Source organism: Microbacterium resistens NBRC 103078, from assembly GCF_001552355.1.
GTDB classification, from domain to species: domain Bacteria; phylum Actinomycetota; class Actinomycetes; order Actinomycetales; family Microbacteriaceae; genus Microbacterium; species Microbacterium resistens.
This window is the reverse complement of record NZ_BCRA01000048.1, coordinates 1-26,807: the sequence shown is the minus strand read 5'-3', so window position 1 is coordinate 26,807 and position 26,807 is coordinate 1. Positions and strand designations below refer to the sequence as shown.

The following is a 26,807-nucleotide window of genomic DNA, read 5'->3' as shown; positions in this document are numbered from 1 at the left end:
CAGACAGGGCCTCACCACTGGCGGGCGTGCCGACGCTCCCAGTCGTCCTCCACCGTGCGGCGGCGGCTGACGTAGATGCCCGCGGGCACCGAGACGACGAGCATGGACGCCACGACGATCAGGGGCACCTGCCACCCGCCCGTGGTGTCGTGCAGCATGCCGATGAGAAGGGGGAAGATCGCCGCCAGCGTGTAGCCCGCGCTCTGCGCGAACCCGCTGAGCGCGACGGCGCTCGCGGGGGTCCTCGCCCGGATGCTGATCAGCACGAGCGCGAGGGGGAAGAGCATGCCGACCAGGCCGTACAGACCCACCCACAGCCACACGAGCGTCGGCGACGGCGCGAACAGCAGCCCCATGAGCCCGACGAAGCCGCCGAGCACCCCGAACAGATACAGCGGCAGGGTCGCCTGCAGGCGGACGATCAGCACCGGCACGATCAGGGAACCGGGAAGTCCGATGAACGCGAAGAACGACAGCAGCAGGCCCGCCGTCGCCGGGCTCACCCCGGCCTGGTCGATCACGATGGTCGGAAGCCACGCGAACGCGACGTACGCCATCGTCGACGACGTCCCGAACACGAGGGCGATCGCCCAGGACAGCGGCACGCCCGCGACCCGCGCGAAGATGCGTGAGCTCGCCGGGACCACGACGATCGGGCCGGTGCCCACCACCGCCGGGTCCAGCTCCGCCTGCTCGTCCTCGATCTCGGCGAGGAAGCGCTCGTCGTCCGCGCGCTTCGCCGGCGCCGGAGGGGCGGCGGCCTCGACCCGCCCGACCGCGCGCTCACGGAGGATCAGCAGCAGCCACGGGATGAGCCCCGTGACCGCGAACGCCGCCCACAGCGCGAGGGAGAACCGCCAGCCCGCGGCATCCGCGACCGGCACGGCCACGAGCGGAGGAAGGAAGGTCGAGAACGCCATCGCCGTCGTGTAGACGGTCATCATGGCGCCCAGCCGGTCGGGGAAGTACTTCTTCACCAGGGGCGGCAGGAGGATGTTGCCCATGCCGACGCCGGCGAACACCAGGGCGGTGGCCAGCAGCAGCGTGATCGAGTCGACGGCGAAGCCGCGCAGGATCAGCCCCGCCGTGATGGCGATCAGCGCGATCACGGCCACCCGCTCCAGCCCGAGCCTGCGCTCGAACAGCGGGGTCAGCAGGCCGAAGACCGCGAAGCAGATCGGCGGTGCCGTGCCGATGAGGCCCACGACGGCCGAGGACAGGGGGAAGTCCACGGCGATGTGATCCACCACCGGCGACAGGGACGCCACGGCGGAGCGCAGCGAGAACGCGCACAGCACGATCCCGAGGAGCGCCAGCACGCGCCCCCCGCGCACCTGGGCGCCGCTCACCGAGCGCCCCTCACGAGGTCTGCGACCCCTCGAGCCAGGCGAGGTACTCCTCCGTCACCGTCCCGGTCACGTAGCGCCCATCGAAGGGGCTCATGTCCAGATCCTCGAGGTCGGAGCCCTCGATGATGGCGGCCTTGAGGTCCTCGACCTCCTGATAGACCATGCGGTCGGCGCCGAGCACCTCCGCGATCTCCGGGATCGTGCGCCCGTACGCGACGAGCTCGTGCTTGGAGGGCATGTTGATGCCGTACACGTGCGGGTGGCGGATCGGCGGAGCCGCCGAGGCGAAGATCACCGACTTCGCCCCCGCGTCCCTCGCCATCTGGATGATCTGCTGGCTGGTGGTGCCGCGCACGATCGAGTCGTCGATGAGCAGGACGTTCTTGCCGCGGAACTCCGTCGACATCGCGTTCAGCTTCTGCCGCACACTCTTCTTGCGCACCGCCTGCCCCGGCATGATGAACGTCCGCCCGACGTAGCGGTTCTTGTAGAACCCCTCGCGGTACTCGATCCCGAGCTTGCGGGCCACCTCCATCGCGGCCGGCCGGGACGAGTCCGGGATCGGCATGACGACGTCGATCTGGTCCAGCGGCACGTGCTTGGCGATCGTGTCCGCCAGACGCTCTCCCATCCGCAGCCGCGACTCGTAGACCGAGACGCCGTTCATCACGGAGTCGGGGCGGGCGAGGTAGACGTACTCGAACGCACAGGGGGTGAGCCGCGTCTCCCGGGCGCACTGGCGCGTGAACAGCTCGCCGTCGTTCGTGATGAACACGGCCTCGCCCGGGGCGACCTCGCGCACCACCTCGTAGTCGGCGTTCTCGAGGACCAGCGACTCGCTGGCGACCACCCACTCGTGCTCCGGGCTTCCCGCCTGCGCGTCGCCCGACGCGGGGCGACGGCCCAGGATCAGAGGCCGGATGCCGAACGGGTCGCGGAACGCGAGCAGGCCGTAGCCGGCGATGATCGCGATCACGGCATACGCGCCCTCGATCCGGTCGTGCGTGCGGGACACCGCCTCGAAGATCCGCTCCGGATCCAGGTCCTCCGAAGAGGTCGTCGTCTGCAGCTCATTGGCGAGGACGTTGAGCAGCAGCTCCGTGTCGCTGGAGGAGTTGAGGTGGCGCCGGTCGCGCTGTTCCATGTCGGCGGTGAGCTCGCGCGTGTTGGTGAGGTTGCCGTTGTGGATGAGGATGATGCCGTACGGCGCGTTCACGTAGAACGGCTGGGCCTCCTCCTCGCTGGAGGCCGTGCCCTTGGTGGCGTAGCGGACGTGGCCGAGGCCGACGCTTCCGAGCAGGGAGCGCATGTCCCTCGTGCGGAAGGCCTCCCGGACCATGCCGGACGCCTTGGCCATGTGCATGACGCCGCTCGGCTCCGCCGTGGCGATGCCGGTCGCATCCTGTCCTCGATGCTGGAGCAGCAGGAGCGCGTCGTAGATGTCCTGGTTGACCGGGCCGGACCCGACCATTCCGACGATGCCGCACATAGGGGTGGTTTCACTCGCCTTCTCGATAGGTGCCGACCAGGCGCACGGCTCCGCCGTCCACGCCCTTCGCCCCCTGTTCGAACTCGCCGTCCGGACGGGCGCCGGTGCGCACCGTCGCGACCTGCCAGGTGTCGATGCCGTCCGCCGTCAGCGCGGCGGCGATGTCGCCGGCGGCGGTCTGGTCGACCACCGCGAGGAACCCGATCCCCAGGTTCCAGGTGCCCTCGCTGGACTCCAGCGTCGTGCCGGCGATGTCGCCGAGCACCCGGAAGACCGGAGCAGGAGACCACGTGGAGCGATCCACCTCGGCCCAGCTGCCCTGCGGGAGGACGCGGGCGAGGTTCGCCGCGATGCCGCCGCCGGTGACGTGGCTGAGAGCGTGCAGCCGGTCGCCATACGTCTCCGCGATCCCGAGCAGCGGCGTCGTGTACAGGCGCGTGGGGGTCAGCAGGGCCTCGCCCCACGTCGCGCCGAGGTCCGCGGCGTTGTCGCCGTACGAGATCCCCGCGTTCGCGATGATGTGGCGCACGAGCGAGTAGCCGTTGGAGTGCAGGCCGCTGGACGCCAGGGCCAGGACGGCGTCGCCGTCCTGGACGCGCTCGGCGCCGAGCAGGCGATCCGCCTCGACGACGCCCGTCGCCGCACCGGCCACGTCGTAGTCGTTGATCCCGAGAAGGCCCGGGTGCTCCGCCGTCTCGCCGCCCACGAGCGCCGTGCCGGTCAGCGTGCACGCCTCGGCGATGCCGCGGACGATGTCGGCGATCCGCTCGGGGAAGACCTTGCCGCAGGCGATGTAGTCGGTCATGAACAGGGGCTTCGCGCCGACGACCACGATGTCGTCGACCACCATGCCGACGAGGTCGTGGCCGATGGTGTCGTGCTTGTCGATGGCCTGCGCGATCGCCACCTTCGTGCCGACGCCGTCGGTGCTCGACGCGAGCAGCGGACGGGTGTAGCCGAGCAGCGCCGAGGCGTCGAACATGCCGGCGAATCCGCCGACGCCTCCGAGGACCTCGGGACCGTGCGTGGCACGGACGGCGGACTTCATGAGCTCGACGGCGCGATCGCCGGCGGCCGTGTCGACGCCGGCCGCGGCATAGGTGTGGGACGACACCCTGCAAGCCTACCGGCGCGGGCCGCGGGTGCGGTCCGCGAGACGTGGCCCGCAGGGCCCGACGATCCGTACGATGGGGCCATGAGCGACAAGCCGCAGTGGCTCGTGCGGGAGGACGCCGGCGTTCCGGTGCTGGTCGCGCTCGCCCTGCGTCAGGAGCTCGGGATCCGAGTGCCCGCCGACCTGCCGTCGCTGCGGGATCGCGCCGTCCGCCCGCCGGACGCCCCGGAGGCCGGCGCAGAGCTCGAACGGCAGTGGCTCGCCTACTGGGAGATGACCGTCGAGCCGCGGGCCCACCGGGCCTCGGTGCCGCTGGAGCTCGTCGACGGCTTCGACACGCTGGTCGCCCTGCCCGCGGAGGGCGCGGAGGAGCTGCGGGCGGCCATCGCGCCCCACGGCCCCTCCGTCGTCGCCTACGCGCGGGAGGCCCAGAGCCGGTACGCACGCTCGATCAGCAGCGGCGGCGACGCCTACCGCGCCTATGCCGGGGCGATCGCCGAGTACGAGCGCGACACCGGCCGGCGGGCGCACTCGTTCGAGCTCAACGTGCACGTGCTGCCGTTCACGCAGCGCGGCATCTGGTGGATCGGTGCCCTCAGCGTCGCGGTGACCGACGGCCTGCGCCGGGACGTCGTGGCGTTCGACGACGCGATCCGTCCCGTGATCGCCGAGCTCGCCTGACCCCGCGTGCGCGAGCCCGCGTGCGCGACCCCGCGGGATCAGGCACCCGCCGCTCGCTCGCCCTCGTCGCTTCGCTTCACACAACGCGAGAACAGGCGAACACGCGAGAACAGGCAACCCCGCGGCAGACCCGCCTGACCCCGCGCGATTGCCTGACCCCGCGCGATTGCTGACCCGGCGCGATTGCCTGCCCCCGCGCGATTGCCTGACCCCGCGCGACTGCCTGATCCGACGCGAGGGGTGCGACCCCACGCGGCATCAGGCGAACACGCGAGAACAGGCAACTCCGCGGCAGATCCGCCTGACCCCGCGCGATTGCCTGACCCGGCGTGCGGGCGTGGGGCGGCGCGGAGACGCGTGGGGCGGGGACGCCGCGGCGCAGCGAGCGAGCGGGCAGGTACCGCGGGGGATTACTCGGCGATGCGCTCGTGGTCGACGCGGACGACGCGCTCGGTGCGTCGCGCCAGCCGGTCCAGCAGCAGGGCGATCAGGCCGCCGACCGCGATGCCGATCGGCACCGTCCATAGCAGCGCGAAGCCGAACACCTGGCCGGGCGGGTACACGACGCCCAGGGCCTCGGACTCCTCGTAGCTGCCCACGGCGGTGAGGATCGCGGCAGCGATCACGCCGAGCACGACCCCGATCCCGAGGAAGACACCCCAGCGCGGCGCGCGGCGCACGCGGGCTTCGACGGTCTCACGGCTCTCGGAGGGGGACATGCCTCCATTCTCCCACCGATCCCGGTGTCCCGCCTCCGCGACCGCAGGCCGCCCCTGGCTCTCGCGCTCCGCATCCGACCGGGCCGCACTACTTCATCCTTGACTTATATAAGCCAAACATGAAACAGTGGATCCATGCACGCACTCGACGTCCTGGGCGATCCCGTCCGCCGGCGCCTGCTGGAGCTCCTGGGAGACGGCGAGCGCAGTGCGGGGGAGCTCGCCAGCGAGGTCCACGCCGAGTTCGGGATCTCCCAGCCCGCCGTCTCCCAGCACCTGAAGGTCCTGCGGGAGCACGGCTTCGCCTCCGTCCGCCCCGAGGGCACCCGGCGCCTGTACGCCCTCGATCCCGAGACCCTGCACGACGCCGCGACCTGGTTCGAGCCGTTCCGCCGCTTCTGGCAGCCGCGGCTCGACGCCCTCGGCACGGAGCTCGCCCGCGGACGACGCCGGCAGCGGCTCGACGACGCCCGCCCCGGATCCGCGGACGAGGCGCCCCGCTGACCGGAGGCCCCACGGACCGGCACGGCGCACCCGACGGACCCCGACCGACGCCGCCGGCCCGACCGAGACACCGAACAGAGAACGAGACACCGAACAAGGAGGAGACCATGGTCGATGTGAACGCACAGGTGGACGCCGTGACGCGCGGCGTCCGCACCGAGGACGTGGACGGCGTGCTCTCGCGCGTCCAAACGCTGTCGCAGGAGTATCCGAGCCCCATCGAGGACGTCTGGGACGCGGCGACGAGCGCCGATCGGATCCCGCGCTGGTTCCTGCCCGTCAGCGGCGACCTCCGCCTCGGCGGCCGCTACCGGCTGGAGGGCAACGCCGAGGGGGAGATCCTGGAGTGCGCCCCGCCGGCCGACGGCACGGCGGCCTACCGGGTGACCTGGGAGTACGGCGGAGGTGTCACCTGGGTCACGGTCCGGCTCACGGCGACCGGAGCGGCGTGCACGCGCTTCGAGCTCGAGCACGTCGCCCGTGTCGACGAGGTGCCGCCGGGCTTCTGGGAGCAGTTCGGTCCCGGGGCGACCGGCGTCGGATGGGACGGCGGGCTGCTCGGCCTCGCCCTCCACCTGACGGGCGGCGACGGGCCCTCGCCCGAGACCGCGGAGGCGTGGGCCGGGACCGACGAGGGCCGCGCCTTCTACCGCGCGGCGGCCGATGCCTGGGGAGCCGCGCACGAGGCCGCCGGGGCGGGTGCCGACCAGGCCCGAGCCGCCGCGGTTGCCACCTACGCCTTCTACACCGGAACGCCCGCCGAGGGCTGATCCCGCCCTCCCTCGCGCCGCCTGCCCGTGCGGGCGCGCACGGTCAGGGACGCAGCGGGAGCAGGTCCGTGAGGTCGGCGCGGGTGCCGGACGCGTGGATCCGCCCGTCCGCGGCCGCATCCGCCCACGCGCGGACGCCGGTCGCCACGTCGATCCATGTCTCCGGATCCATCTCCACCACGTTCGGCGGCGTCCCCCGGGTGTGCCGCGGCCCCTGCACCACCTGGACGGCGCCGAAGGGCGGGACGCGCACCTCGACGCTGTTGCCGGGGGCCTTCTCCTCGAGCAGCTGCAGGAGGTAGCGGACGGCGGCGGCGTAGGCGGTGCGCGGCGGCCGCTCCTCCGCCTCGCGGGCGACGCCCACCGCGGCCAGGGCCTCCCGCCCCGCCGCCGTGTCGATCTTCCGAGCCATGTCCCCACCCTACGGTTCCCGACGAGGCCGACCCCGGGAGCGCGTCGTCCCCGTACGCTGGGGGGATGTCCGACCTGACGCAGGACTCGACCGCGTCGCGGCCCGCCACCGCCGCCGGCGCTCGGCGCGACCTGATCGAGGCCGCCCGCTCCGAGGCGTGGCGCACGCTGCTGCCCGACCTTCCGACGGCCTCCGAGCCGCGCGCCGCGGCGGTCCTGGTGCTGTTCGGGGTCCTCGACGACGTGCCCGCACCCCCCGACGCGGTGCTGGCGCGCGACCTGGACGTGCTGCTGGAGAAGCGGTCCCCCACGCTGTCGTCGCACCCCGGCCAGGTCTCCTTCCCCGGGGGCAAGGCCGAGCCGGAGGACGCGGACGTCGCCGCCACCGCCCTGCGCGAGGCGCAGGAGGAGACCGGCGTGGATCCCGCGGGAGTCGAGATCCTCGCGGTGCTGCCCGATCTCCCCCTGGTGGCGAGCAACCACCGCGTGACGCCGGTGCTGGGATGGTGGCGGGAGCCGTCGTCGGTCGTGGCCGTGGACCACGCCGAGACGGTCGAGGTGTTCCGGATGCCGGTCGCGAAGCTCCTGGATCCGGCCAATCGGTACGTGTCCGTGCGCCATCACGGCGTGCACACCTTCCGCGCGCCCGCGTTCGAGGTGGACGGCACGGTCGTGTGGGGCTTCACGGCGATGGTGCTGGACGGGCTCTTCGAGGCGGCCGGCTGGACCGTGCCCTGGGACCGCTCGATCGAGCGCGAGGTCTGATCCGCCGCGGTCGCCGAAACCCCCTTCCCCCGTCGACACCCCCTCGCAGCTGCGCGTCTGGGAGGGGGTCTGGGCGGGCAGAGGGGGTTTCGGCACGCGCTCGGTAGGCTGGCCGGGTGAAGATCCTCGTCCTCGGTTCCGGTGCCCGCGAGCACGCGATCATCCTCGCCCTGCGCGCCGAGGAGGACGCGCACGACATCCTCGCCGCGCCCGGCAACGCCGGCATCGCACAGGACGCGACGATCGTCGGCGTCGATCCGCTCGACGGCGCCGCCGTGACCGCGTTCGCCAACGAGCACGCCGTGGACCTCGTCGTCGTCGGCCCCGAGGCGCCGCTCGTCGCCGGCGTCGCCGACGCGCTCCGCGAACGCGGGATCCCCGTGTTCGGGCCGGGCCGGGCCGCGGCGCAGCTGGAGGGGTCGAAGGCCTTCGCGAAGCGGATCATGGAGTCCGCGTCCGTCCCCACGGGGCGCGCCGTGCACGCCGCGACGGCGGAGGAGGTCGAGGCCGCGTTCGACGAGCTCGGCTCCCCCTACGTCGTCAAGGCCGACGGCCTGGCCGCCGGCAAGGGCGTCGTCGTGACGGAGGACCGCGCCGAGGCACGGGCCCATGCGGCCCAGTACCTGCCGACGGGTCCGGTGCTCGTGGAGGAGTTCCTGTCCGGCCCGGAGGTCTCCCTCTTCTTCCTCAGCGACGGCGACACCGTGCGCGCGCTGAGCCCGGCCCAGGACTTCAAGCGGGCCCTGGACGGAGACGAGGGCCCCAACACTGGCGGCATGGGCGCGTATTCGCCGCTGCCCTGGCTCGCCGAGCGGTTCGGATCCGAGGAGGCGTTCGTCCAGCAGGTCACCGACGAGATCGCTCTCCCCGTCATCCGTCAGCTCGACGCGGAGGGGACGCCGTTCATCGGTCTGCTGTACGCCGGCCTCATCCTCACCGACAAGGGCGTGCGGGTCATCGAGTTCAACGCGCGATTCGGCGACCCGGAGACGCAGGTCGTGCTGCCGCGCCTGCGCACGCCGCTGTCCGCGCTTCTGCTCGCCGCCGCGTCGGGCACCCTCGAGGACCAGCCGCGTCCGGAGTTCTCCGACGACGTCGCGATCACGGTCGTCCTCGCCAGCGAGGGCTACCCCGAGGCGCCGCGGACCGGTCGTCCCATCGAGGGCCTGGAGGACGCCGCCGCCGTCGAGGGCGTGCGGATCGTGCACGCCGCGACGGCCGGCCCGGATGCGCCGGGCGGCTCGCTCATCGCGACGGGCGGCCGCGTGCTGAACGTGGTGGCCACCGGATCGGACTTCCGTGACGCCCGCGCCCGCGCGTACGAGGCGATCGGTCGGATCCGCCTCGACGGCGCGCACCACCGCACCGACATCGCAGCCCGCGTCGCCGACTAGCCCCGGGCCACACGAGACCCCCTCGCCCCGCCGAGACCCCCTCGGCCACGCGCTTGTGGGAGGGGGTCTGGGCGGGGCGAGGGGGTCTCGTGGACGGGAACCGGGATCGAGGACCGGGAACCGGGACCGAGGACCGAGGACCGGGAACCGGGGTCAGACGGGCTTCTCGACCAGGCCCCAGGGCGAGCCGTAGCCGGCGGGCGCCGGGGCCGACAGCAGGTCGAGGAAGGGGCGGGCGTCGAACGCCTCGGGACCGAGGACGCCCGCACCGGACCAGTCCCCGCGGGCGAGCAGCTCCAGCGCCACGACGGGGTTGATCGCGGTCTGCCACACCACGGCCTGCGAGCCGTACTCCGCCATCGTCCGCTCGTTGTCCGCGACGTGGTACAGGTACGTCGACCGGGGAGCGCCGTCCTTGCCCGTGCCCCGCACCCACACCCCCGCGCAGGTCTTCCCCGTCATCCGGTCCCCCAACGCGGCCGGATCCGGGAGCACCGCCGCGACCACGTCGCGGGGAGACACCTCGACGCCCTTCACCGTCACCGGATCCGTCCGGTCCAGCCCCAGCTTGTTCAGCACGGACAGGACCTGGATGAACTCGTCCCCCAGCCCGTACTTGAAGGTGACCCGCTTCGCGGTCGTCCAGCGCGGCATGAGGAGGACCTCCTCATGCTCGACGTTGACGCACTCGACCGGGCCGATCCCCTCCGGGAAGTCGAACACTTCGGGCTCGGAGAACGGCGCCGTCGTGAACCACCCGCGATCCGCCTCGTAGATCACCGGCGGGTTCAGGCATTCCTCGATCGTCGTCCAGATCGAGAAGGACGGAGCGAAGTCGTAGCCCTCGACGACCAGGTTCGCGCCGTCGCGCACCCCGATCTCGTCGACCTCGTCGAACAGCTCGTCCTCCGCGTACCGCGCGAGCACGTCCGACAGCCCCGGCTCGACGCCGATGCCGACGAGCGCCAGCCGTCCGGCGGCCTCCCAGCGCTCGGCCTGCGCGAACTGCTCGTCCCCGAGCTTGACCCCGGTGAGCTCGTGGGGGCGCTCGGGGTGCGGGCGGGACAGGCTCATCGCCATGTCGAGGTAGGTCGCACCGGCGTCGAAGCAGCCCTCGAAGATGGGCATCACGAAGCGCGGATCCACGGCGTTGAGGACGTGCGTCGCCCCGTGCTCGCGGATGAGGGTCGCGACCGATGCGGCGGAGGAGGCGTCCACCCGCGCCGCGACCAGGCGGGGATCGGAGAGCTCCGCGACGAGCGCCTCGGGCCGAGCGGGGTCGTAGTCCGCCACGACCAGCGCCTCGAAGAAGTCGCGGCGCACGGCGATCCGCACGGCTGCGGATCCGACGCCCCCGGCGCCGATGACGAGGATCCGCATCAGATCCCCCCGTCCACGGAGCGGATGAGATCGCCTGGCTCGTCCGGCACGAGCACGGGGGTGTCCCGGTTCAGGCTCTCGCCCCGGAAGAACCGCTTCGCCCGCGGGAACAGGAACCAGACGAGCATCAGCACCACGCCGATCAGCAGCGACCCGATGCCGACCACGAAGGTGCCTCCGATCCCGAAGAGCACCGTGTAGCCGTAGTCCACGTCCCACATGTCGATCGCCGACTGCACGAACGCGTACGTGAGCATGAGCGCTCCCAGCAGCGGCATGAGCCCCTTGACCAGGAAGGCGTTCACGGAGGTGAACAGCTCCCGGCGGAAGTACCACACGCACGCGTAGCCGGTGATGGCGTAGTAGAAGGCGATCGCGAGCCCGAGCGAGAGGATCGAGTCCTGCAGGATGTTGTCGCTGACCAGGGTCATCCCCACGTAGTAGGCCGAGGCGACGACGCCCATGACCAGCGTCGAGAACGACGGGGTGCGGTAGCGCGGGTGCACGTCCTTGAACTTGGCCGGGAGTGCCCGGTACACGCCCATGGCCAGGGTGCCGCGCGCGGTCGGGAGGATCGTGGTCTGCGTCGACGACACGGCCGAGATGAGGACCGCCACCACGAGGACCCAGCCGAACGGGCCGAGCAGGCCGTCACGGATCGCGAGGAAGAAGTCGTCCGCGTTCGCCTCGTTGCCCAGACCCGTGCCGTCCTCGCCGAGACCCGCGTACATCATGGCGGCCACGGTCACCCCGACGTAGGTCACCAGCAGGATCACGCAGGTCAGCAGCGCGGCCGCGCCGGGCGTGCGCTTCGGGTCCTTCGTCTCCTCGTTCAGCGCCAGGCACGTGTCCCATCCCCAGTAGATGAACAGGGCCAGGAGGACGGCCTGGGTGAACCCGCTCCACGAGGTGAACGCGAACGGGTTCATCCACTCGAGGTCGAACGGCGTGGGGTTCGGCGCGGTGCCGGCGAAGAACTGGACGAGGGCCGCCACGACGAACACCGCCAGCGCGATGTACTGGATCGCCAGGAGCAGGTTCTGGATCTTCTCGCCGATCTCGACTCCGCGCCAGCTCACCCAGGTCATCGCCGCGATGAACGCCACGGCGACGAGGATGACCCGCCAGTCGTTGTTCTCGAACGACAGCCCGAACAGCGCCCAGAAGTAGATGCTCGCGATCTGGGAGAGGTTCGCGAGCACCACCATGCCCGCGACCGCGACGCCCCAGCCGCCCATCCAGCCGACCCATGGACCGAACGCCTTCGTGCCCCAGGTGAAGGTCGTGCCGCAGTCCGGGATCTCGCGGTTGAGCTCCCGGTATGCGAACGCGATGAAGAGCATCGGCAGGAACGCGACGATGAACGCAATCGGCGCCTGGGCTCCGACCGCGAGCACGACCCAGCCGAGCGTCGCGACCAGCGAGTACACCGGGGCGGTCGAGGCCAGGCCGATCACCGTGGATCCCCAGAGCCCCAGGGTGCCCTGGGCCAGGCCCTTGCCGTCTCCCCGGGTGAGGTGAATGGGCGTCGTCGTCATCGAGGACCTTCCCTCCGGCGTCGACATCCGCACGCTCGATGCATCGGGGCGACGCCGGCCCGATGCGCGCTGTGGCGATGTCAGCCTAAGGCACGATCGGAAACGAATCCAGTCGTTTGTCTGGCGATGCCCTTCGGAATCCGTTTCAGGTCACCGACCTGACCACCGTTTCCATGCTCTCACTGGGCAGGATGCTGGGGCTTGTGCCTGGTCAGGAAGAGCGCCGCGACGAGGGCGACCGCCAGCACCGCCGCCGGCAGCAGCATCGTCTGCGCCATGCCCGTGGAGAACGCCGCCCCCACCGCCTCCGGGAGCGCCCCGCCCCCGCCGATGCCGCCCGGCGCCTCGTCCATTCCGGGCAGGTTGGCCTCGAGACGCGCCTGCATGAAGGCCGCGATCGCCGACGAGCCGACGACGGATCCGATCGTGCGGGTCGTGTTGTAGATGCCCGCCCCGGCTCCCGCCTGCCGCGGCGGCAGGTTTCGGGTGGCCGTCGTGGCGAGCGGACCCCACATCCCCGCGTTGCCGATGCCGAGCAGCGCCGAGGGCAGCAGGAACATCCAGATCGGCGAATCGAGGTTCATCAGCGCCGCGTTCCACAGCAGCCCCGCCCCGACGAAGAGGAGGCCGGGCACGAGGATGAACCGCGGGTCCACCCGGTCCAGCAGCGAGCCGGCCAGGGGCGCGAGGGCGCCCGAGATCACCGCCATCGGGATCATCAGCAGCGCCGCCTCGGTGGGGGTGAGTCCCCGGGCGAGCTGCAGGAAGAACATGAACGGCAGCGACATGCCGGTGACCGTGAACCCGACGGCAGCGATCGCGACGTTCGCGCCGGAGAAGTTGCGGTCGCGGAACAGCCCCAGCGGGACGAGCGGCTCGCTGCGGGTCCGAGCCTGCTGCAGGACGAACACCGCCAGCAGCACGACACCGGCGATGATCAGGCCCCAGACGGAGATCGGGCCCGCGATCACGCCCCAGTCGTACTTCTCGCCCTCCTGGAGCCCGAAGACGATGAGGAACAGGGCGGCGGCGCTGAGCACGACCCCGACGACGTCGAAGCGGTGCGGGTGCGTCTTCAGGCGCGGGACCAGGATCGCGGCCAGCACGAACCCGATGATCCCGACCGGCACGTTGATGAAGAAGATCCACTCCCAGCCGAGACCGTCGACGAGCAGGCCGCCGACGAGCGGCCCGACGAGCGTCGCGACGCCGGCGGTGGCGCCCCACAGCCCCATCGCCGCACCGCGACGACCGGCGGGGAAGGTGCGGGTGATGACCGCCATCGTCTGCGGCGTCATGAACGCCGCGCCCAGTCCCTGGACGGCGCGGGCCGCGATCAGCCCCTCGAGGGTCGTGGACAGGCCGCACCACAGCGACGCGCCGGTGAAGACGACGAGCCCGATCAGGTAGATGTTCTTCGGCCCGAACCGGTCGCCGAGGCGCCCCGTGATGAGCAGCGGCACCGCGTACGCGAGCAGGTAGGCGCTCGTGACCCACACGACGTTGTCGAGGTTGTTGGTCTGCGGATCCAGTGCGGCCTTGATCGCCGGGTTCGCCACCGAGACGATCGTGGTGTCCACCAGGATCATGAAGAAGCCGATGACGAGGGCCCAGAGGGCGGGCCACGGGCTGGTCGGCTTGTGGCCGGTGGCATAGGTGCCGGTCGAGGTCGGGACCCCGGCCGGTGCGGTCGCCTGCTCGCCGCCGTTCGATTCGGTCATTCGTGCGCCTTTCGCTCTGCAAGACAGTGATCCGGGTCCGCGCCCCACGCGAACGCGGGGTCGCCCAGACGCGGGAGGAGTTGATCGAGCCAGTCGAGGTCGGCCTGCAGCAGCATCCGCTGCCGGGTGATCTCGAGGATGTACTGCTCGGGGATCCGGCGCTCGGCGGCCGAGGCGATCCCCTCTTCGTGGTGCGCGAGGTCCTCCTGGACCAGGGCGCGGCGCTGCTCCAGCAACGCGATGACCTCGGCGCGGTCGAGGTTGTGCGCCTCCGCCACGGCCACGCGGAACCGTGCCGGGTGATCCAGGCGACCGAGCTCCCGGCGCACCCAGTCGCCGACCGCGTCGGCTCCGGCGGACGTGAGCGTGTAGGTGGTGCGCTCGGGGCGATTGCCCTCGCGATCCGTCCCCACCTCGGCCAGGAGTCCCTGCTCGTTGAGGCGCGAGACCGTGTGGTACAGCGTGCCGTTGGTGATCGAGATGAGCCGGTCGTCACGACGCTGACGCAGCAGGCGCGCCATCTCGTAGGTGTGCATGTCGCGCTCGCGCAGCAGCGCGAGCACCATGACGCCGAGCGGCGTGAGCGCCGGGTCCTTCAAGAGTCCTCCATTTCGATTAGTCCATATGGACTATCCGAAGAGGACTATACACGCCCTTGTCCCCGCCCGCTCGCCGCGTTCCGACCCGCCCTGTCGAGTGGTCAGTTTCTGTGGGTTGAACGGCGCTGAACCCACAGAAACTGACCACTCGATAGACGGCGGCGCGAGGATGCGGCGGGGCGAGGATGCGGCGGCGGGCGGCGGTACGCGGGGCGGCGGGGCGGGGTTACGCGGGCGCGGGGGCCTGGAAGGCGGTGAGGAGGTGGTCGAGCGCCTCGCGCGCCTCCGCCACGTCGAGAACCCCGGCGAGCCAGCGCTGGCTCAGCCCCTCGACCATCGCGGTGAGCATCGCGGCGAGACTCTCGGGCGCGAGGTCGCTGCGCATCGACCCCTCGGCGATGCAGCGCAGCACGCCGATCATGACCTGGTCGTTCCAGTCCTCCGTCACCGCGCGCAACTGAGCGTGGAGGGCGTCCTGGGCGTTGGGCAGCGCCGCGACCTCGTTCCACACGAGGTTCAGCTCGCGCACGGACGATCGCTCGTCGAACTCCGCCAGCAGGGCCGTGCGCAGCGTCTCCCGCGCCGCCACCCCGGGTGTCCGGTGCAGGAGGTTCGTCGACGGAGCGCGCCGCGCCGCATGCTCGAGGGCCGCGGTCAGCAGCGCCTGCTTGCTGGGGAAGTGGTAAGCGAGCAGGTGCGGGGTCACGTCCGCGGTGGTGGCCACCTCCGACATCCGCAGCGCCTGCAGCCCCTTCTGCGCGATGAGCGACGAGGCGGCGGCCAGGATCCGGTCCCTCCTGCTGGCCGACTCGCTCACGGGCGCCCCGCCCCGGCCCGGGACGAGAGATCCAGATGATCCGCCGCCGCGGCCAGCAGGATCCGGGCCTCCTCCTCGGACATGAGGTCGGTCGCCACGCGCTGACGCAGTCCGTCGGCGAGGCTGCTGAGCACGCGGACGGTGCGCGCATCCGCGCCCGAACGCTCCGCCACGGCCGTCTCCCATCGGGTCGTCGCCGCATCCAGGGCTCGCCGCACCTCGGCGTCGAACACGGCCTCGCGCAGGGCATCGGCGCGCAGCCGGGCCCACGCGCCCGCCGTCATCGGGGCGCCGACGAGCGCGGCGGCGTCCTCCTCCGCCGGGAGGCCGTCGAGCGTGTCCAGCGCGCGGACCAGCGCCGCGCGCAGGAGGGCGAGCCGACCGCCGAAATGGTAGTTGAGCAGTCCCAGCGACACGCCGGCGGCCCGAGCGATGTCCTCCACCTTGGCGGCATGGATCCCGTCGCGAAGAAGCACCGACGCCGCCGCGTCGAGGATGCTGTCGCGCGCGTCGCCGGTCGGTGACGTGGGGGTCGGCACCGTTTCCACCCTCCTTGCGGGATCGGCACGGCACACCCGTACGAGCGGGTGGGAGTTCGGTGCCATCCTATGCTCCCACCCGCCCGGCATCGCGGGTCAGATGCCGCCGTGCACCACCCGGCCGCCGACCATCGTGAGCAGCACCTCGGTGTCGACGATCCGACTCGGGTCGATCTCCGTGATGTTCTGGTCGATCACGATCAGATCGGCGTACTTGCCGGTCTCCAGGGACCCCGTCACGTCGTCGGCGAGCATGGCCGCGGCACCGTTGAGGGTCAGGACGCGGATGGCCTCGGCCACGGTGAGCCCGCGCTCCTCGCCGAGCCTGCCGGCATACGCCTCGCCGCCGTCCGGGTTCTCCCGGGTGACCGCGACCTGCATCGCGAGCCACTCGTCGAGACGGTCGACCGGCCAGTCGCTGCCGAGCGCGACGGCCGCACCGGCGTCCGTGAGGGATCCGATCGGCTCCGAGCGCGCGAACCGCTCCGGCCCGAGCTGGTCCTTCGTGCCCTCGATGGAGTCGAACGAGGGCTTGGCCCACTGCAGTCCCATGACCGGCTGCACGTTGAGCTCGGCGAAGCGGGGCCAGTCCGCCGGATCCACGTTCTCGGCATGGCCGATGAGCAGCGGCAGATCGCTGTCCACGTCCGCGCGCACCGCCTCGTAGGCGTCGAGGATCTCGCGGACGCCGCGGTCGCCGATCGCGTGGGGCTGCGCGGCGATCCCCTCCTTCAGCAGAGCGCCGGCCACGGCGGCGAACTGGTCGGCCGTGTAGTACGGCTCCGGTCCGGCGCTGGTCCCGGGCGCCCACGCCCCGTCGGGGCCCTGGACGAGATAAGGCGCGAGCATGCTCGCCGTCTGCGCGGGCGCCTGCGTCACGCCGTCGATGAAGATCTCCCCCACGCTCGTCACGGAGATCCCCGGCGCCGCGCCCTCCTCGGCGCGCGTCCAGGTGTCGCGGTAGTCGACCACGTCCGCCACCGCGGCCTCCGGGTCGGTCGCGGCCGCAGCCATGTCCACATCCGGCGACAGGTGCACGCGCGCCGTCAGCTCGCCGTCCTCATGCAGGGAGGCATAGGCCTGCGCCGTGCCGGCACCGGCGATCTGGTCCATGAAGGCCACCACGCCCTGGGCGGCGAACGCCTCCAGCGCCGCGGCGGCGGAGGCGCGGGTGTCCTCCTCGGTGGGCGCGGGCAGCAGCGTCCGCACCGCGTCGATCGCACCGTCCTCGAGGATTCCCGTGGGCTCGCCCGCGGCGTCCCGGGCGATGTGGCCGCCGTCCTGGTCCGGGGTGGCCGCGGTGATCCCCGCGGCGGAGAGCGCCACGCTGTTGACGACGGCGCTGTGCCCGTCCGTGGAGTTGACGATGATCGGCCGTTCCGCGCCCAACGCATCCAGCACGCCGCGGTCGGCGTCGGTCCCCGCGGGCTGCATCGCCTGGCGATACCAGCCGCGGACGCTGAGAGCCACGTCGGACGGCTCGTCCGCCATGTCGTCGAGGCACTCCTGGATCCGCGCCTGGAACTCCGCGACCGTCAGCGGATCGTAGGTCAGCGAGCACCCCGCGAGGTTCCCGCCGCCGCCGATCGAGTGCGTGTGTCCGTCCTGGATGCCGGGCATGACCATCCGCCCGTCGAGCTCGACGACCTCGGTGCCCTCGCCGATGTACGGCTCCGCGCCCTCGTCGTCGCCGACGTAGACGATGAGGCCGTCGCGGATCGCGATCGCCTCCTGGACGCTGTCCTCCGCGTCCACGGTCCAGATGAAGCCGCCGCGGAGGACGGTGTCGGGCGCGATCCATGGAGGGTCCTTCCTGTGCCGCGGTGCAGCCGGCCAGCAGCCCGGCGGCGACGAGCACGGCGGCAGCGCCGGCCGTCGCGCGGGAACGGGGTGTGAGACGCATGACGATCCTTTCATTGGGGGTGGTGAGAGGGGTGCACGAGGCACGGGAGCGCAGCGGCGCCCCCGGGGGACAGGAAGGGGTGGAGGTGGACGGGCTCTCGGAGCCCGTCCCGGCGATCAGCGGGTGAGGCCCGGCTCCGGTTCGCCCTGAGGATCGCGCTCGGCCTCCTCGATGCCGAGGGACACGACCGGGCGGCGGAAGCCGCGCGTGAGCACGATCAGGTAGACGAGCCCGACCGCGGCCCAGACGACGCCCGCGATCATCGCGTCCGGGCTGAGGTGGATCCACAGCAGGCCCGTCCCGATCGCCCCGATCACGGGGAGAACGAGGAAGCGGACGATGTCGGCCGGCGTCCGGCGCCGCCCCTGCCGGACGGCGTAGTGCGCGATGACCGAGAGGTTGACGAACGTGAACGCGACGAGGGCGCCGAAGCTGATCATCGACGACATCAGCTCCAGCGACATCCCGACCGCCAGGAGGATCACGGCACCGGAGATCACGGTCGCGTACAACGGGGTGCGGCGAGTCGGATGGATGACGCCGAACACCCTGCGGGGAAGGACGCCGTTGCGCCCCATGACGTAGAGCAGGCGCGAGACGCTCGCGTGCGAGGACAGCCCGGAGGCCACCGCCGCGGCGAACGCCACCGCGACGAACAGGATCTGGAACGCCTGGCCACCCACCAGCAGCGCCATCTCCGGCAGCGTGTCGTCCACGTAGTCGAACACCTCGTTGGTCGGGAACGCGAGCTGCGCGAACCAGCCGCCGATCAGGAACACGGCACCGCCGCACAGCACCGTCAGGACGACGGCCCTCGGCACCACCCGCTCGTCCTTGGCCTCCTCGGCGTACATGGTGACCGCGTCGAAGCCGATGAACGAGAACGCGACGATGGTCGTGCCGACGATCACCGCGGTGAGCTGCACGTCGTCGTGCCAGAGGGGGCGGAGGGACGCGAGCGTGCCCTCGCCCATCCCGCGGCCGATCTGCACCGCGGCCAGGACGACGAACGCCGCGATGCCGGCCAGCGCCGAGATCAGCAGCACGCCGTTGATCCGCGACGTGGCGTTCACGCTGATGATGTTCAGCCCGATCAGCAGCGCCGCCACGCCGACCACCCACACCCACCCCGGGACGTCCGGGAAGAACTGCTCCATGTAGAGCCGGATGATGACCGCGTTCACGACCGGCAGGAGCAGGTAGTCCAGGAGCGCCGCCCAGCCGACGAGAAAGCCGAGCGAGGGATGGATCGACTCGCGGGTGTACGTGTACGCCGAGCCCGCCGCGGGGAACGCCCGCGCCATGGATCCGTAGCTCAGCGCCGTGAACAGCAGGACCACGAGCCCGATGAGGTACGCCAACGGCACGACGCCCGAGGTCTCCTCGGACACGATGCCGAACGTGTCGAAGACGGTGACCGGTGCCATGTACCCGAGGCCGAGGCCGACGATGGCCCACACGCCGAGGGTCCGTTTCAGGGAGGGAGGGTTGCCGTTCATACACGTCCTTGTGCGTCGCATCGGCCCGGCCGAGCCGGGGGCGGGAAGTTTCAGCAGTCTAGGGAGGGATCATGAATGCGTCAATAGGCATGACTAGTTGCCTTTTCAGTTTCTGCCGGTAGCATTCTCGAACGACACCGAGCCGCGAAGGAGCGAGACGCCGTGACCTGGACGATGCCTGCGGAGACCGCGCCGCACGACCGCACCTGGATGACCTTCCCCCGGGAGGGGCAGACGCTCGGCGCGGGCACGGCGGAGCGGGAGGCGGGCTACGCCGCCTGGACCGCCGTCGCGCACGCCGTCGCCGAGTTCGAGCCGGTCACGATGGTCGTCGACCCGACCGAGAGCGCTCGTGCGCGCCGCATGCTCGGCGCCGAGATCGAGATCGTCGAGCGGACGGTCGACGACTTCTGGATGCGGGACGCGGGACCGACCTTCGTGCACGACGCCGACGGCGCCGTCGCCGCCGTGGACTGGATCTTCAACGGCTGGGGCGGACAGGAGTGGACCGACTGGACGCACGACGCCGGGCTCGCGCGGTTCGTGGCGGAAAGGGCCGGAGTCCCGGTCGTGTCGTCGCTCCTGGTGAACGAGGGCGGCGGCATCCACGTCGACGGCGCCGGGACGGTGCTCGTCACCGAGACGGTGCAGCTCGATCCGGGCCGCAACCCGCTGGCCGACAGAGCGCGCGTCGAGGCGGAGCTGCGCCGGACGCTGGGCGTCACGAACGTCGTCTGGCTCTCCCGCGGCCTCACCCGGGACTATGACGCGTTCGGCACGCGCGGCCACGTCGACATCGTCGCCACTCTGCCCGAGCCGGGCCGAATCCTCCTCCACGCGCAGCGCGATCCGGCGCATCCGGATCACGCCGTGACGCGCACGCTGCGCGAGGAGCTCGTCGGCGCGCGCGACGCCGCCGGGCGACCCTTCGAGATCGTCGACGTCCCCGCGCCCGCCACCCTGCGCGACGACGAGGGATACGTCGACTGGAGCTACATCAACCACCTCGTCGTCAACGGCGGCGTCATCGCCTGCGCCTTCGGCGACGAGCGCGCGGATGCCGAGGCCCGCGAGATCCTGTCGGCCGCCTATCCCGGACGCCGCGTCGTGTCCGTCGACGCACGGGAGCTCTTCGCGCGTGGGGGCGGCGTGCACTGCATCACCCAGCACCAGCCGGCGGCGCGCTCGTGAACGTCGTCGAGGCGGGGATCGCCGAGCTGCGTGCGGCCCTGGAGTCGGGCCGGGTCACCAGCACGGCCCTCGTGGCCGCCTATCTGGAGCGGATCGCCCGGTACGACCGGCACGGCACCGCCCTCGGATCCGCGCCCGTGCTGAACCCGGAGATGTTCGCCGAGGCGCGCGCCTCCGACCGGCGGAGGCGGGAGGGGCGGGTCCGCGGCCCCCTCGACGGCATCCCCTACACGGCGAAGGACAGCTATGCCGTCGAGGGCCTGCCGGTCTCGGCGGGCTCCCCCGCCTTCGCGCGGCTGCGCGCCGGTCGCGACGCGTTCGCGATCTCGCGCCTCCGTGAGGCGGGGGCCGTGCTCGTCGGCCTCACCACCATGCCTCCGATGGCGAACGGCGGTATGCAGCGCGGGCTGCACGGCCGGGCGGAGTCCCCGTACAACGCCGACTACCTCCCCGCGGCCTTCGGCTCCGGGTCGTCCAACGGCTCGGGCGTGGCCACGGCGGCCAGCTTCGCGGCGTTCGGGCTCGGGGAGGAGACCTGGTCGAGCGGCCGCGCCCCCGCGTCCAACAACGCGCTGTGCGCCTACACGCCGAGCCGCGGGGTGATCTCCGTGCGCGGGAACTGGCCCCTCGTGCCGACCATGGACGTCGTCGTGCCGCACACCCGCACGATGGCCGATCTGCTGGAGGTCCTGGACGTGATCGTCGGGGACGACGAGGACGCGCGCGGCGACCTGTGGCGCAGCCAGCCGTGGATCCCGATCCCGTCCGCGTCGTCCGTGCGCCCCACCTCGTACCGCGCACTGACCGACGAGGCCTCGCTGGCCGGCGTGCGCCTGGGCGTCCCGCGGATGTACATCAACGCCGACCCGGACGCGGGCACTGCGTCCTCCCCCGGGATCGGCGGGCCGACCGGGCAGCGGATCGTCGCCAGGGACACCGTCATGGACCTGTGGCGAGACGCGCGCCGCGCGCTGGAGGCCGCGGGCGCCGAGGTGATCGAGGTCGACTTCCCGATGGTGTCGCGGTACGAGGGCGACCGACCGGGGATGCCCACGATCGCCACCAGGGGACTCGTCTCGCCGGAGTACCTGGCCCGGGAGATCCTGGACCTGTCCGCGTGGGCGTGGGACGACTTCCTCGCCGCCAACGGGGATCCCGCCTTCCCCGGTCTCGCCGGCGTGGACGGCGCACGGATCTTCCCGGCCCCGACCGGGGCGCTCCCCGACCGCTACGACGGTTTCGACGACGACATCGCCGACTATCCGGAGCAGGTGCGTCGCGAGCCGCGCCACAGCTTCCTCGAGATCCCGCACCTGGAGGACGGGATGCGCGGGCTGGAGGAGACCCGGCGCGTCGATCTGGAGCAGTGGATGGACGAGCGGGGTCTGGACGCCGTGGTGTTCCCGGCCGTCGCGGACGTGGGGCCGGCGGACATGGACGTGAACCCGGAGTCCGCCGATCTCGGCTGGCGCAACGGCGTGTGGGTGGCCAACGGCAACCTCGCGATCCGGCACCTGGGGGTCCCCACCGTGACCGTCCCCATGGGCACCACCACCGACATCGGAATGCCCGTCGGCCTGACCTTCGCGGGCCGCGCCTATGACGACTCCGCGCTGCTGGCGCTGGCCGCCGCCTTCGAGCGCACCGGCGAGCGGCGTACCGTCCCGCCCCGCACCCCCGCCCTGGATCCCGTGCCGGCGCCGGCCACCCCGACCCGGGCGGACGACGCCGAGCTGGACCTCGAGGTCGAGTGTGTTCCGGCCGACGAGGACCACGACGTGTTGCGCATCGCGGTCCGCACGGCGGAGACGGGACTGCGGCTCACCGTCGACGGACGCGAGGTCGAGACGACTCGGGACGGCGACGCCCACCGGGTCGCAGTCGTGGTCTCGCGCGAGCAGCGCCGCCACAGCGAGTGGCAGCCGCCCTTCGGGCACCTCGTCGTGGCGGTCGCGGGCGGTCACGCCGGCGCCTTCCGCGTCGTGGGCGGCGCCTGACCCCGCCCCGCGGAGACCTCGTGCCCCTGCGGACGACGCACGTCCCTGCGGAGGACGCGAACCCGGGCGGATCGAGAACACGATTCCCTCCGTCGGAGCATGAGAACTCCGCGTTGACGGCGATCCGGGCGCGGAACACACGGATGGCGGAGCGCGGAGCGCGCGGAGGCGGGGCGGGGGAAGGGCGGGGCGAGGGAGGGGCGTCAGGACAGGGCCGTGGCGAGCTGCGCGGGAGTCAGGGGACGATCCGCGTAGACGAGCCGCTGCACGAAGGGATCCGGATTGCCGACGTCCGGAGCACGGTGGACCAGGGTCAGGCCGACCTTCTCGGCCACCGCCGCCGAAGCGCGGTTGTGCTCGACGAGGAAGGCGATGACCGGCCGCTCCGGCGCGATCTCGGCGGCTCGGGCCAGAGCCGCACGCGACAGCTCCGTGGCGTATCCGCGCCCGTGATGGTCGGCCGAGAGGCGGTAGCCGAGGTTCCACACGGCGGCCGCTGCGCCCTCGCCCGGACGGATCGTGCAGCCGCCGTTGCCGATGACGGCACCGGATTCCGGCAGACGGACGACCCAGGACCCGAGCCCCGCATCGCGCCAGCTGCGCCGCCACGACTCCAGCAGGCGCGCGGTCTGCGCCCGGTCCGTGTGCCGCAGGCTCGGGAAGTGCGTCCACACACGCTCATCCGCGTAGATGGCATGGACGGCGTCGAGATGCGACTCGTCCGGGGCGCTGAGGAGAAGTCGGTCGGTGCGGTGCTCGGCGTCCATCGTCCGGAACGATACGCCGCCCCACCGACACACGGCTCCCAGGAACGCGTCGACCCGGTTCCGCGGCGGGCGGCGCGGCCGGGATAATGGCCAGGTGAGCCTCCCCACCACCGCCCTGCACCTGCCCGGCTGGCGTCATGTCTATTCCGGCAAGGTCCGCGACCTGTACGCGTCCGAGGATCCGGCCGACACGCGCATGCTGGTCGTCGCCTCCGACCGGGTGAGCGCCTTCGACGCCGTGCTCGAACCCGGCATCCCGCAGAAGGGGGCGCTGCTCACCCGACTCAGCCGCTGGTGGTTCGACCGGCTGGCCGAGGGGGACGCCCCGATCGCCCACCACCTCGCCGAGGGCGAGATCCCGGCCGCGGTCGCGGACCGCGCCATGCTCGCCCAGTCGCTGGAGATGCTCCCGATCGAGTGCGTCGTGCGCGGCTACCTCACGGGGTCCGGCTGGGCCGAGTACCAGGCCGAGGGAACGGTCTGCGGCATCCCGCTTCCGGCGGGCCTCACCAACGGCGACCGCCTGCCCGAGCCCCTCTTCACCCCCGCGTACAAGGCGCCGCTCGGCGAGCACGACGAGAACATCACGTTCGCACGGACCGAGGAGCTCGTCGGCGCCGACCGGGCCGCGCAGCTCCGCGCCCTCTCGCTCGAGATCTACCGCCGCGCCTCCGCGATCGCCGAGTCCAAGGGGCTGATCCTCGCCGACACCAAGTTCGAGTTCGGGATCGACGCCGACGGCGTGCTCCGCCTGGCCGACGAGGTGCTGACCAGCGACTCCTCCCGATACTGGGACCGCGAGTCCTGGGAGAACGGCACGACGCCCGAGGAGCGGATGGCGAGCTTCGACAAGCAGATCGTCCGCGACTGGCTGGCCGCGAACTGGGACAAGCAGGGCGAGCCCCCGGTCCTGCCCGAGCGCATCGTCACCGAGACCGCCGCCCGCTACGCCGAGCTCATCGACCGCCTCACCGCGTAGCCACCGCGGCGCCGGGGACTCTCCGGGGCCCGAGCGCTGTCCCGCCCCGCGAGGCCGAGGACGACCGCGCCGCCACGGACGCGGAAATACTCCGCGACGCCCACGAGTTGGGACGCATATGACCCGCATCGGATCCAGTGACCTCGACGTCCTTCCCCTCTCGCTCGGCGGCAACGTGTTCGGCTGGACCGCCGACCGCGACGCCTCCTTCGCCGTCCTCGACGCCTTCGCGGCAGGGGGCGGCGACTTCATCGACACCGCGGACTCCTACAGCGCGTGGGTCCCGGGGAACGAGGGCGGTGAGAGCGAGACGATCATCGGCGAATGGCTCGCGTCGCGCCGGCCCGAAGGCGTGGTCGTGGCGACCAAGGTGAGCCAGCACCCGGCTTACAAGGGTCTCTCGGCGGCGAACGTGCGCCGCGCCGCCGAGGCGTCGCTGTCGCGGCTCGGCGTCGACACGATCGACCTGTACTACGCGCACTTCGACGACGAGTCGGTGCCGCTGGAGGAGACGGTCGGCGCCTTCGGGCAGCTCGTGACCGACGGCCTCGTGCGCCACGTCGCCGTGTCCAACTACCGCGCCGACCGCATCCGGGAGTGGATCGACATCGCCCGCCGCACGGGCGCCGCGCTGCCGGTCGCCGTGCAGCCGCACTACAACCTCGTGCATCGCAACGAGGTCGAGGAGACGATCATCCCGGTCGCGGAGGAGTTCGGCCTGGGCCTCGTTCCGTACTACTCCCTCGCGAGCGGATTCCTCACCGGCAAGTACCGGTCGACGGATGCGGCGGGGCAGAGCTCCCCTCGCGCGGAGGGAGCGGCGAAGTACGCCACCCCGGCGGGACTGCGCATCATCGACGCCCTCGAGGAGATCGGATCCGCCCATGGCGCCTCGATCGCCGCGACCGCGCTCGCCTGGCTCCGCGCCCAGCCGACCGTCGTGGCGCCCCTCGCGAGCGCCTCGACGGTCGACCAGGTCCCGGACCTGCTCGCCGGCGCCCGCCTGGAGCTCACCGCCGAGGAGGTCGAGACGCTGAACAGCGTCTCCGCGTGGACTCCGGCGGGCCGCTGACGCGGGAGCGCTGGCGCGTATCGGGCGGGTCTCGTCCGACGCGCGCGAGCGAGACCCGGCCTCTCCGCCGGGATCGGTGCCACGGTAGGGTTTCCCCAGCCCTCCGCCCCTGATCCCGAGGAGTCCCCATGCCCCTGTGGACCCTGCACGGCAACGGCCGCACGGTCGAGCCCGGCGCCGTCGTCCGTCCCGAAGAGCGCCTGAACTGGCCGGCGACCATCGCGATCGGCGTGCAGCACGTGGTGGCGATGTTCGGCGCGACGTTCCTCGTGCCGATCCTGACCGGGTTCCCCGTCCCGACGACCCTCCTGTTCAGCGGTCTGGGCACGATCCTGTTCCTCCTGGTGACGCGGAACAAGCTGCCCAGCTACCTGGGCTCGTCGTTCGCGTTCATCGCCCCGGTCACCGCCGCGACCGCCGCCAACGCAACCGGGCAGAGCGATGGGATCGGCGCGGCCCTGGCGGGGATCGTCGCCGTCGGCGTGCTGCTGACGGTCATCGGCGTCGTGGTGCACACCGTCGGCGTGCGGTGGGTCGACCGGTTCCTGCCGCCCGTGCTCGCCGGCACCATCGTCGCCCTCATCGGGTTCAACCTCGCCGGCGCCGCCCACAACAACTTCGCGCAGTCGCCGGTGACGGCCACGTTCACGCTCGCGGTGACGATCCTCTTCGCCGTTCTGTTCCGCGGCTTCCTGGGGCGGATCTCGATCTTCCTCGGCGTGATCGCCGGATACGTCTTCGCCGGGATCCGGGGCGAGCTGGACTTCGAGAAGGTCGCCGCGGCGCCCTGGGTCGGGCTCCCCACCTTCCATCTGCCGGACTTCGCCTCGCCGGGCACCTGGTCCGTGATGGCGATGTTCCTGCCGGTGGTCCTCGTCCTCATCGCGGAGAACGTCGGGCACGTGCGCGGCGTGGCCACCATGGTGGAGGACCCCACGATCAACCGGCAGACCGGCAAGGCGCTCATCGCGGACGGCCTGTCGACCACCGTCGCGGGGTTCTTCGGCGGCTCGGGCACGACGACCTACGGCGAGAACATCGGCGTCATGGCGTCGACGCGCGTGTACTCCACCGCGGCCTACTGGGTGGCGGGCCTCGCGGCGATCCTGCTGAGCCTCTCCCCGAAGTTCGGGGCCGTCATCAACTCCGTGCCGCCGGGGGTGCTCGGCGGCATCACGACCGCCCTGTACGGCCTGATCGGGATCATCGGAGTGAAGATCTGGGTCGACAACCGGGTGGACTTCTCGCGGCCGGTCAACCAGTACACCGCAGCGGTCGGCCTGATCATCGCGGTCGGCGGGTTCGTGATCAAGGACGAGGGATCCGGCTTCGAGCTGGGCGGCATCGTGATCGCGACGCTCGCGGCGATCGTGATCTACCACGGCGGGAACCTGATCGCGCGGCTGCGCAGGTCGGGCGCCGACGATCCGCGCCCGCTCGAGGCCGTCGGTCCCCTGGGCGGCGACCCCGCGTAGCCCGTCCCGACGCCGGGTCACCGCGTTTCGTCTCGTCGCTGCGCTCCTCGCTCAACGACCGAGAACCGCCACCCTCCGGTCGTTGAGCGAGCGAAGCGAGACGAAACGCCCCAGCCCCGGGTCACCACGTTTCG

At 72.0% G+C, this 26,807-nt stretch carries 23 protein-coding genes and 1 pseudogene; 10 read left to right on the top strand and 14 right to left on the bottom strand.

Annotation, left to right across the window (positions count from 1 at the left end):
• Positions 1 to 11: 11 nt before the first annotated feature.
• From MR1_RS09230 to purM, 3 genes are read right to left on the bottom strand one after another with little or no spacing between them, the layout of a single operon-like run.
• Positions 12 to 1,349, bottom strand: a complete 1,338-nt coding sequence (locus MR1_RS09230; RefSeq protein ID WP_067245328.1) for an MFS transporter — start codon at positions 1,347 to 1,349, stop codon at positions 12 to 14.
• 10 nt (positions 1,350 to 1,359) lie between these two features.
• On the bottom strand, positions 1,360 to 2,838 hold the full coding sequence (gene purF / locus MR1_RS09225) for an amidophosphoribosyltransferase (RefSeq protein WP_067245325.1): 1,479 nt from the start codon (positions 2,836 to 2,838) through the stop codon (positions 1,360 to 1,362).
• 10 nt (positions 2,839 to 2,848) lie between these two features.
• Positions 2,849 to 3,952: a phosphoribosylformylglycinamidine cyclo-ligase gene (gene purM / locus MR1_RS09220; RefSeq protein ID WP_067245322.1), complete on the bottom strand. Its 1,104-nt coding sequence runs from the start codon at positions 3,950 to 3,952 to the stop codon at positions 2,849 to 2,851.
• Positions 3,953 to 4,033: 81 nt separating this feature from the next.
• Between purM and MR1_RS09215 the strand changes: the two genes are divergently transcribed.
• Positions 4,034 to 4,633, top strand: coding sequence for a zinc-binding alcohol dehydrogenase (locus tag MR1_RS09215; RefSeq protein ID WP_067245319.1), 600 nt, complete (start codon positions 4,034 to 4,036; stop codon positions 4,631 to 4,633).
• 410 nt (positions 4,634 to 5,043) lie between these two features.
• On the opposite strand, the gene MR1_RS09210 is transcribed toward MR1_RS09215, so the two are convergent.
• Positions 5,044 to 5,352: a hypothetical protein gene (locus tag MR1_RS09210; RefSeq protein ID WP_067245316.1), complete on the bottom strand. Its 309-nt coding sequence runs from the start codon at positions 5,350 to 5,352 to the stop codon at positions 5,044 to 5,046.
• Between the two features lie 135 nt (positions 5,353 to 5,487).
• On the opposite strand from MR1_RS09210, the gene MR1_RS09205 reads away from it, so the two are divergent.
• Entirely contained in the window at positions 5,488 to 5,856 is a 369-nt protein-coding gene (locus tag MR1_RS09205; protein ID WP_067245308.1) for an ArsR/SmtB family transcription factor, read from the top strand.
• A gap of 107 nt (positions 5,857 to 5,963) precedes the next feature.
• Complete coding sequence (locus MR1_RS09200; RefSeq protein ID WP_067245304.1) at positions 5,964 to 6,626, top strand: SRPBCC domain-containing protein; 663 nt, start codon at positions 5,964 to 5,966, stop codon at positions 6,624 to 6,626.
• Between the two features lie 43 nt (positions 6,627 to 6,669).
• Here the strand turns inward: MR1_RS09200 and MR1_RS09195 are convergent, their stop codons facing one another.
• Positions 6,670 to 7,038, bottom strand: a complete 369-nt coding sequence (locus MR1_RS09195) for a sterol carrier family protein (RefSeq protein WP_067245301.1) — start codon at positions 7,036 to 7,038, stop codon at positions 6,670 to 6,672.
• Positions 7,039 to 7,103: 65 nt separating this feature from the next.
• Here MR1_RS09195 and MR1_RS09190 point away from each other — a divergent pair, with 65 nt between their 5' ends.
• Positions 7,104 to 7,802 (top strand): NUDIX hydrolase, encoded by a 699-nt coding sequence (locus MR1_RS09190; RefSeq protein ID WP_067245298.1) that lies wholly within the window; start codon positions 7,104 to 7,106, stop codon positions 7,800 to 7,802.
• 116 nt (positions 7,803 to 7,918) lie between these two features.
• The gene (gene purD / locus MR1_RS09185) at positions 7,919 to 9,196 is read left to right on the top strand and encodes a phosphoribosylamine--glycine ligase (RefSeq protein ID WP_067245290.1); all 1,278 of its coding nucleotides are present in this window, start codon (positions 7,919 to 7,921) and stop codon (positions 9,194 to 9,196) included.
• A gap of 153 nt (positions 9,197 to 9,349) precedes the next feature.
• Here purD and MR1_RS09180 read toward each other — a convergent pair whose 3' ends face one another.
• The 8 genes from MR1_RS09180 to MR1_RS09140 all read right to left on the bottom strand — a co-directional run bounded on the left by MR1_RS09180 (position 9,350) and on the right by MR1_RS09140 (position 19,192).
• Complete coding sequence (locus MR1_RS09180; protein WP_067245288.1) at positions 9,350 to 10,576, bottom strand: saccharopine dehydrogenase family protein; 1,227 nt, start codon at positions 10,574 to 10,576, stop codon at positions 9,350 to 9,352.
• On the bottom strand, positions 10,576 to 12,114 hold the full coding sequence (locus tag MR1_RS09175) for an APC family permease (protein WP_067245362.1): 1,539 nt from the start codon (positions 12,112 to 12,114) through the stop codon (positions 10,576 to 10,578). Before MR1_RS09175 ends, MR1_RS09180 begins: the two co-directional genes overlap by 1 nt.
• A gap of 179 nt (positions 12,115 to 12,293) precedes the next feature.
• Positions 12,294 to 13,835, bottom strand: coding sequence for a DHA2 family efflux MFS transporter permease subunit (locus tag MR1_RS09170; protein ID WP_067245285.1), 1,542 nt, complete (start codon positions 13,833 to 13,835; stop codon positions 12,294 to 12,296).
• Positions 13,832 to 14,434, bottom strand: a complete 603-nt coding sequence (locus MR1_RS09165; RefSeq protein WP_231819238.1) for a PadR family transcriptional regulator — start codon at positions 14,432 to 14,434, stop codon at positions 13,832 to 13,834. The genes MR1_RS09170 and MR1_RS09165 overlap by 4 nt, the downstream gene beginning before the upstream one ends.
• Positions 14,435 to 14,660: 226 nt before the next feature.
• Positions 14,661 to 15,251 (bottom strand): TetR/AcrR family transcriptional regulator, encoded by a 591-nt coding sequence (locus MR1_RS09160; protein ID WP_067245282.1) that lies wholly within the window; start codon positions 15,249 to 15,251, stop codon positions 14,661 to 14,663.
• The gene (locus MR1_RS09155) at positions 15,248 to 15,790 is read right to left on the bottom strand and encodes a TetR/AcrR family transcriptional regulator (RefSeq protein ID WP_067245279.1); all 543 of its coding nucleotides are present in this window, start codon (positions 15,788 to 15,790) and stop codon (positions 15,248 to 15,250) included. The genes MR1_RS09160 and MR1_RS09155 overlap by 4 nt, the downstream gene beginning before the upstream one ends.
• Positions 15,791 to 15,886: 96 nt before the next feature.
• Positions 15,887 to 17,545: an amidohydrolase gene (locus MR1_RS09150; RefSeq protein ID WP_067245277.1), complete on the bottom strand. Its 1,659-nt coding sequence runs from the start codon at positions 17,543 to 17,545 to the stop codon at positions 15,887 to 15,889.
• 264 nt (positions 17,546 to 17,809) lie between these two features.
• Positions 17,810 to 19,192 carry an APC family permease gene (locus MR1_RS09140; RefSeq protein WP_067245272.1) on the bottom strand — a complete coding sequence of 461 codons (1,383 nt, stop codon included), beginning with the start codon at positions 19,190 to 19,192 and terminating at the stop codon, positions 17,810 to 17,812.
• 162 nt (positions 19,193 to 19,354) lie between these two features.
• On the opposite strand from MR1_RS09140, the gene MR1_RS09135 reads away from it, so the two are divergent.
• Positions 19,355 to 20,383 (top strand): agmatine deiminase family protein, encoded by a 1,029-nt coding sequence (locus tag MR1_RS09135; protein WP_067245269.1) that lies wholly within the window; start codon positions 19,355 to 19,357, stop codon positions 20,381 to 20,383.
• Positions 20,347 to 22,068: pseudogene (locus MR1_RS09130) on the top strand (amidase); the annotation flags it as partial. The gene MR1_RS09135 and the pseudogene MR1_RS09130, both read left to right, overlap by 37 nt.
• A 515-nt stretch (positions 22,069 to 22,583) precedes the next feature.
• Here the strand turns inward: MR1_RS09130 and MR1_RS09125 are convergent.
• Positions 22,584 to 23,147: a GNAT family N-acetyltransferase gene (locus MR1_RS09125; RefSeq protein ID WP_067245267.1), complete on the bottom strand. Its 564-nt coding sequence runs from the start codon at positions 23,145 to 23,147 to the stop codon at positions 22,584 to 22,586.
• Positions 23,148 to 23,241: 94 nt separating this feature from the next.
• Between MR1_RS09125 and MR1_RS09120 the strand changes: the two genes are divergently transcribed.
• The 3 genes from MR1_RS09120 to MR1_RS09110 all read left to right on the top strand — a co-directional run bounded on the left by MR1_RS09120 (position 23,242) and on the right by MR1_RS09110 (position 26,673).
• Positions 23,242 to 24,126, top strand: coding sequence for a phosphoribosylaminoimidazolesuccinocarboxamide synthase (locus tag MR1_RS09120; RefSeq protein ID WP_067245264.1), 885 nt, complete (start codon positions 23,242 to 23,244; stop codon positions 24,124 to 24,126).
• A gap of 118 nt (positions 24,127 to 24,244) precedes the next feature.
• On the top strand, positions 24,245 to 25,198 hold the full coding sequence (locus MR1_RS09115) for an aldo/keto reductase (protein WP_067245262.1): 954 nt from the start codon (positions 24,245 to 24,247) through the stop codon (positions 25,196 to 25,198).
• 128 nt (positions 25,199 to 25,326) lie between these two features.
• Positions 25,327 to 26,673 (top strand): uracil-xanthine permease family protein, encoded by a 1,347-nt coding sequence (locus MR1_RS09110; protein WP_067245259.1) that lies wholly within the window; start codon positions 25,327 to 25,329, stop codon positions 26,671 to 26,673.
• The last annotated feature ends 134 nt before the right edge of the window (positions 26,674 to 26,807 follow it).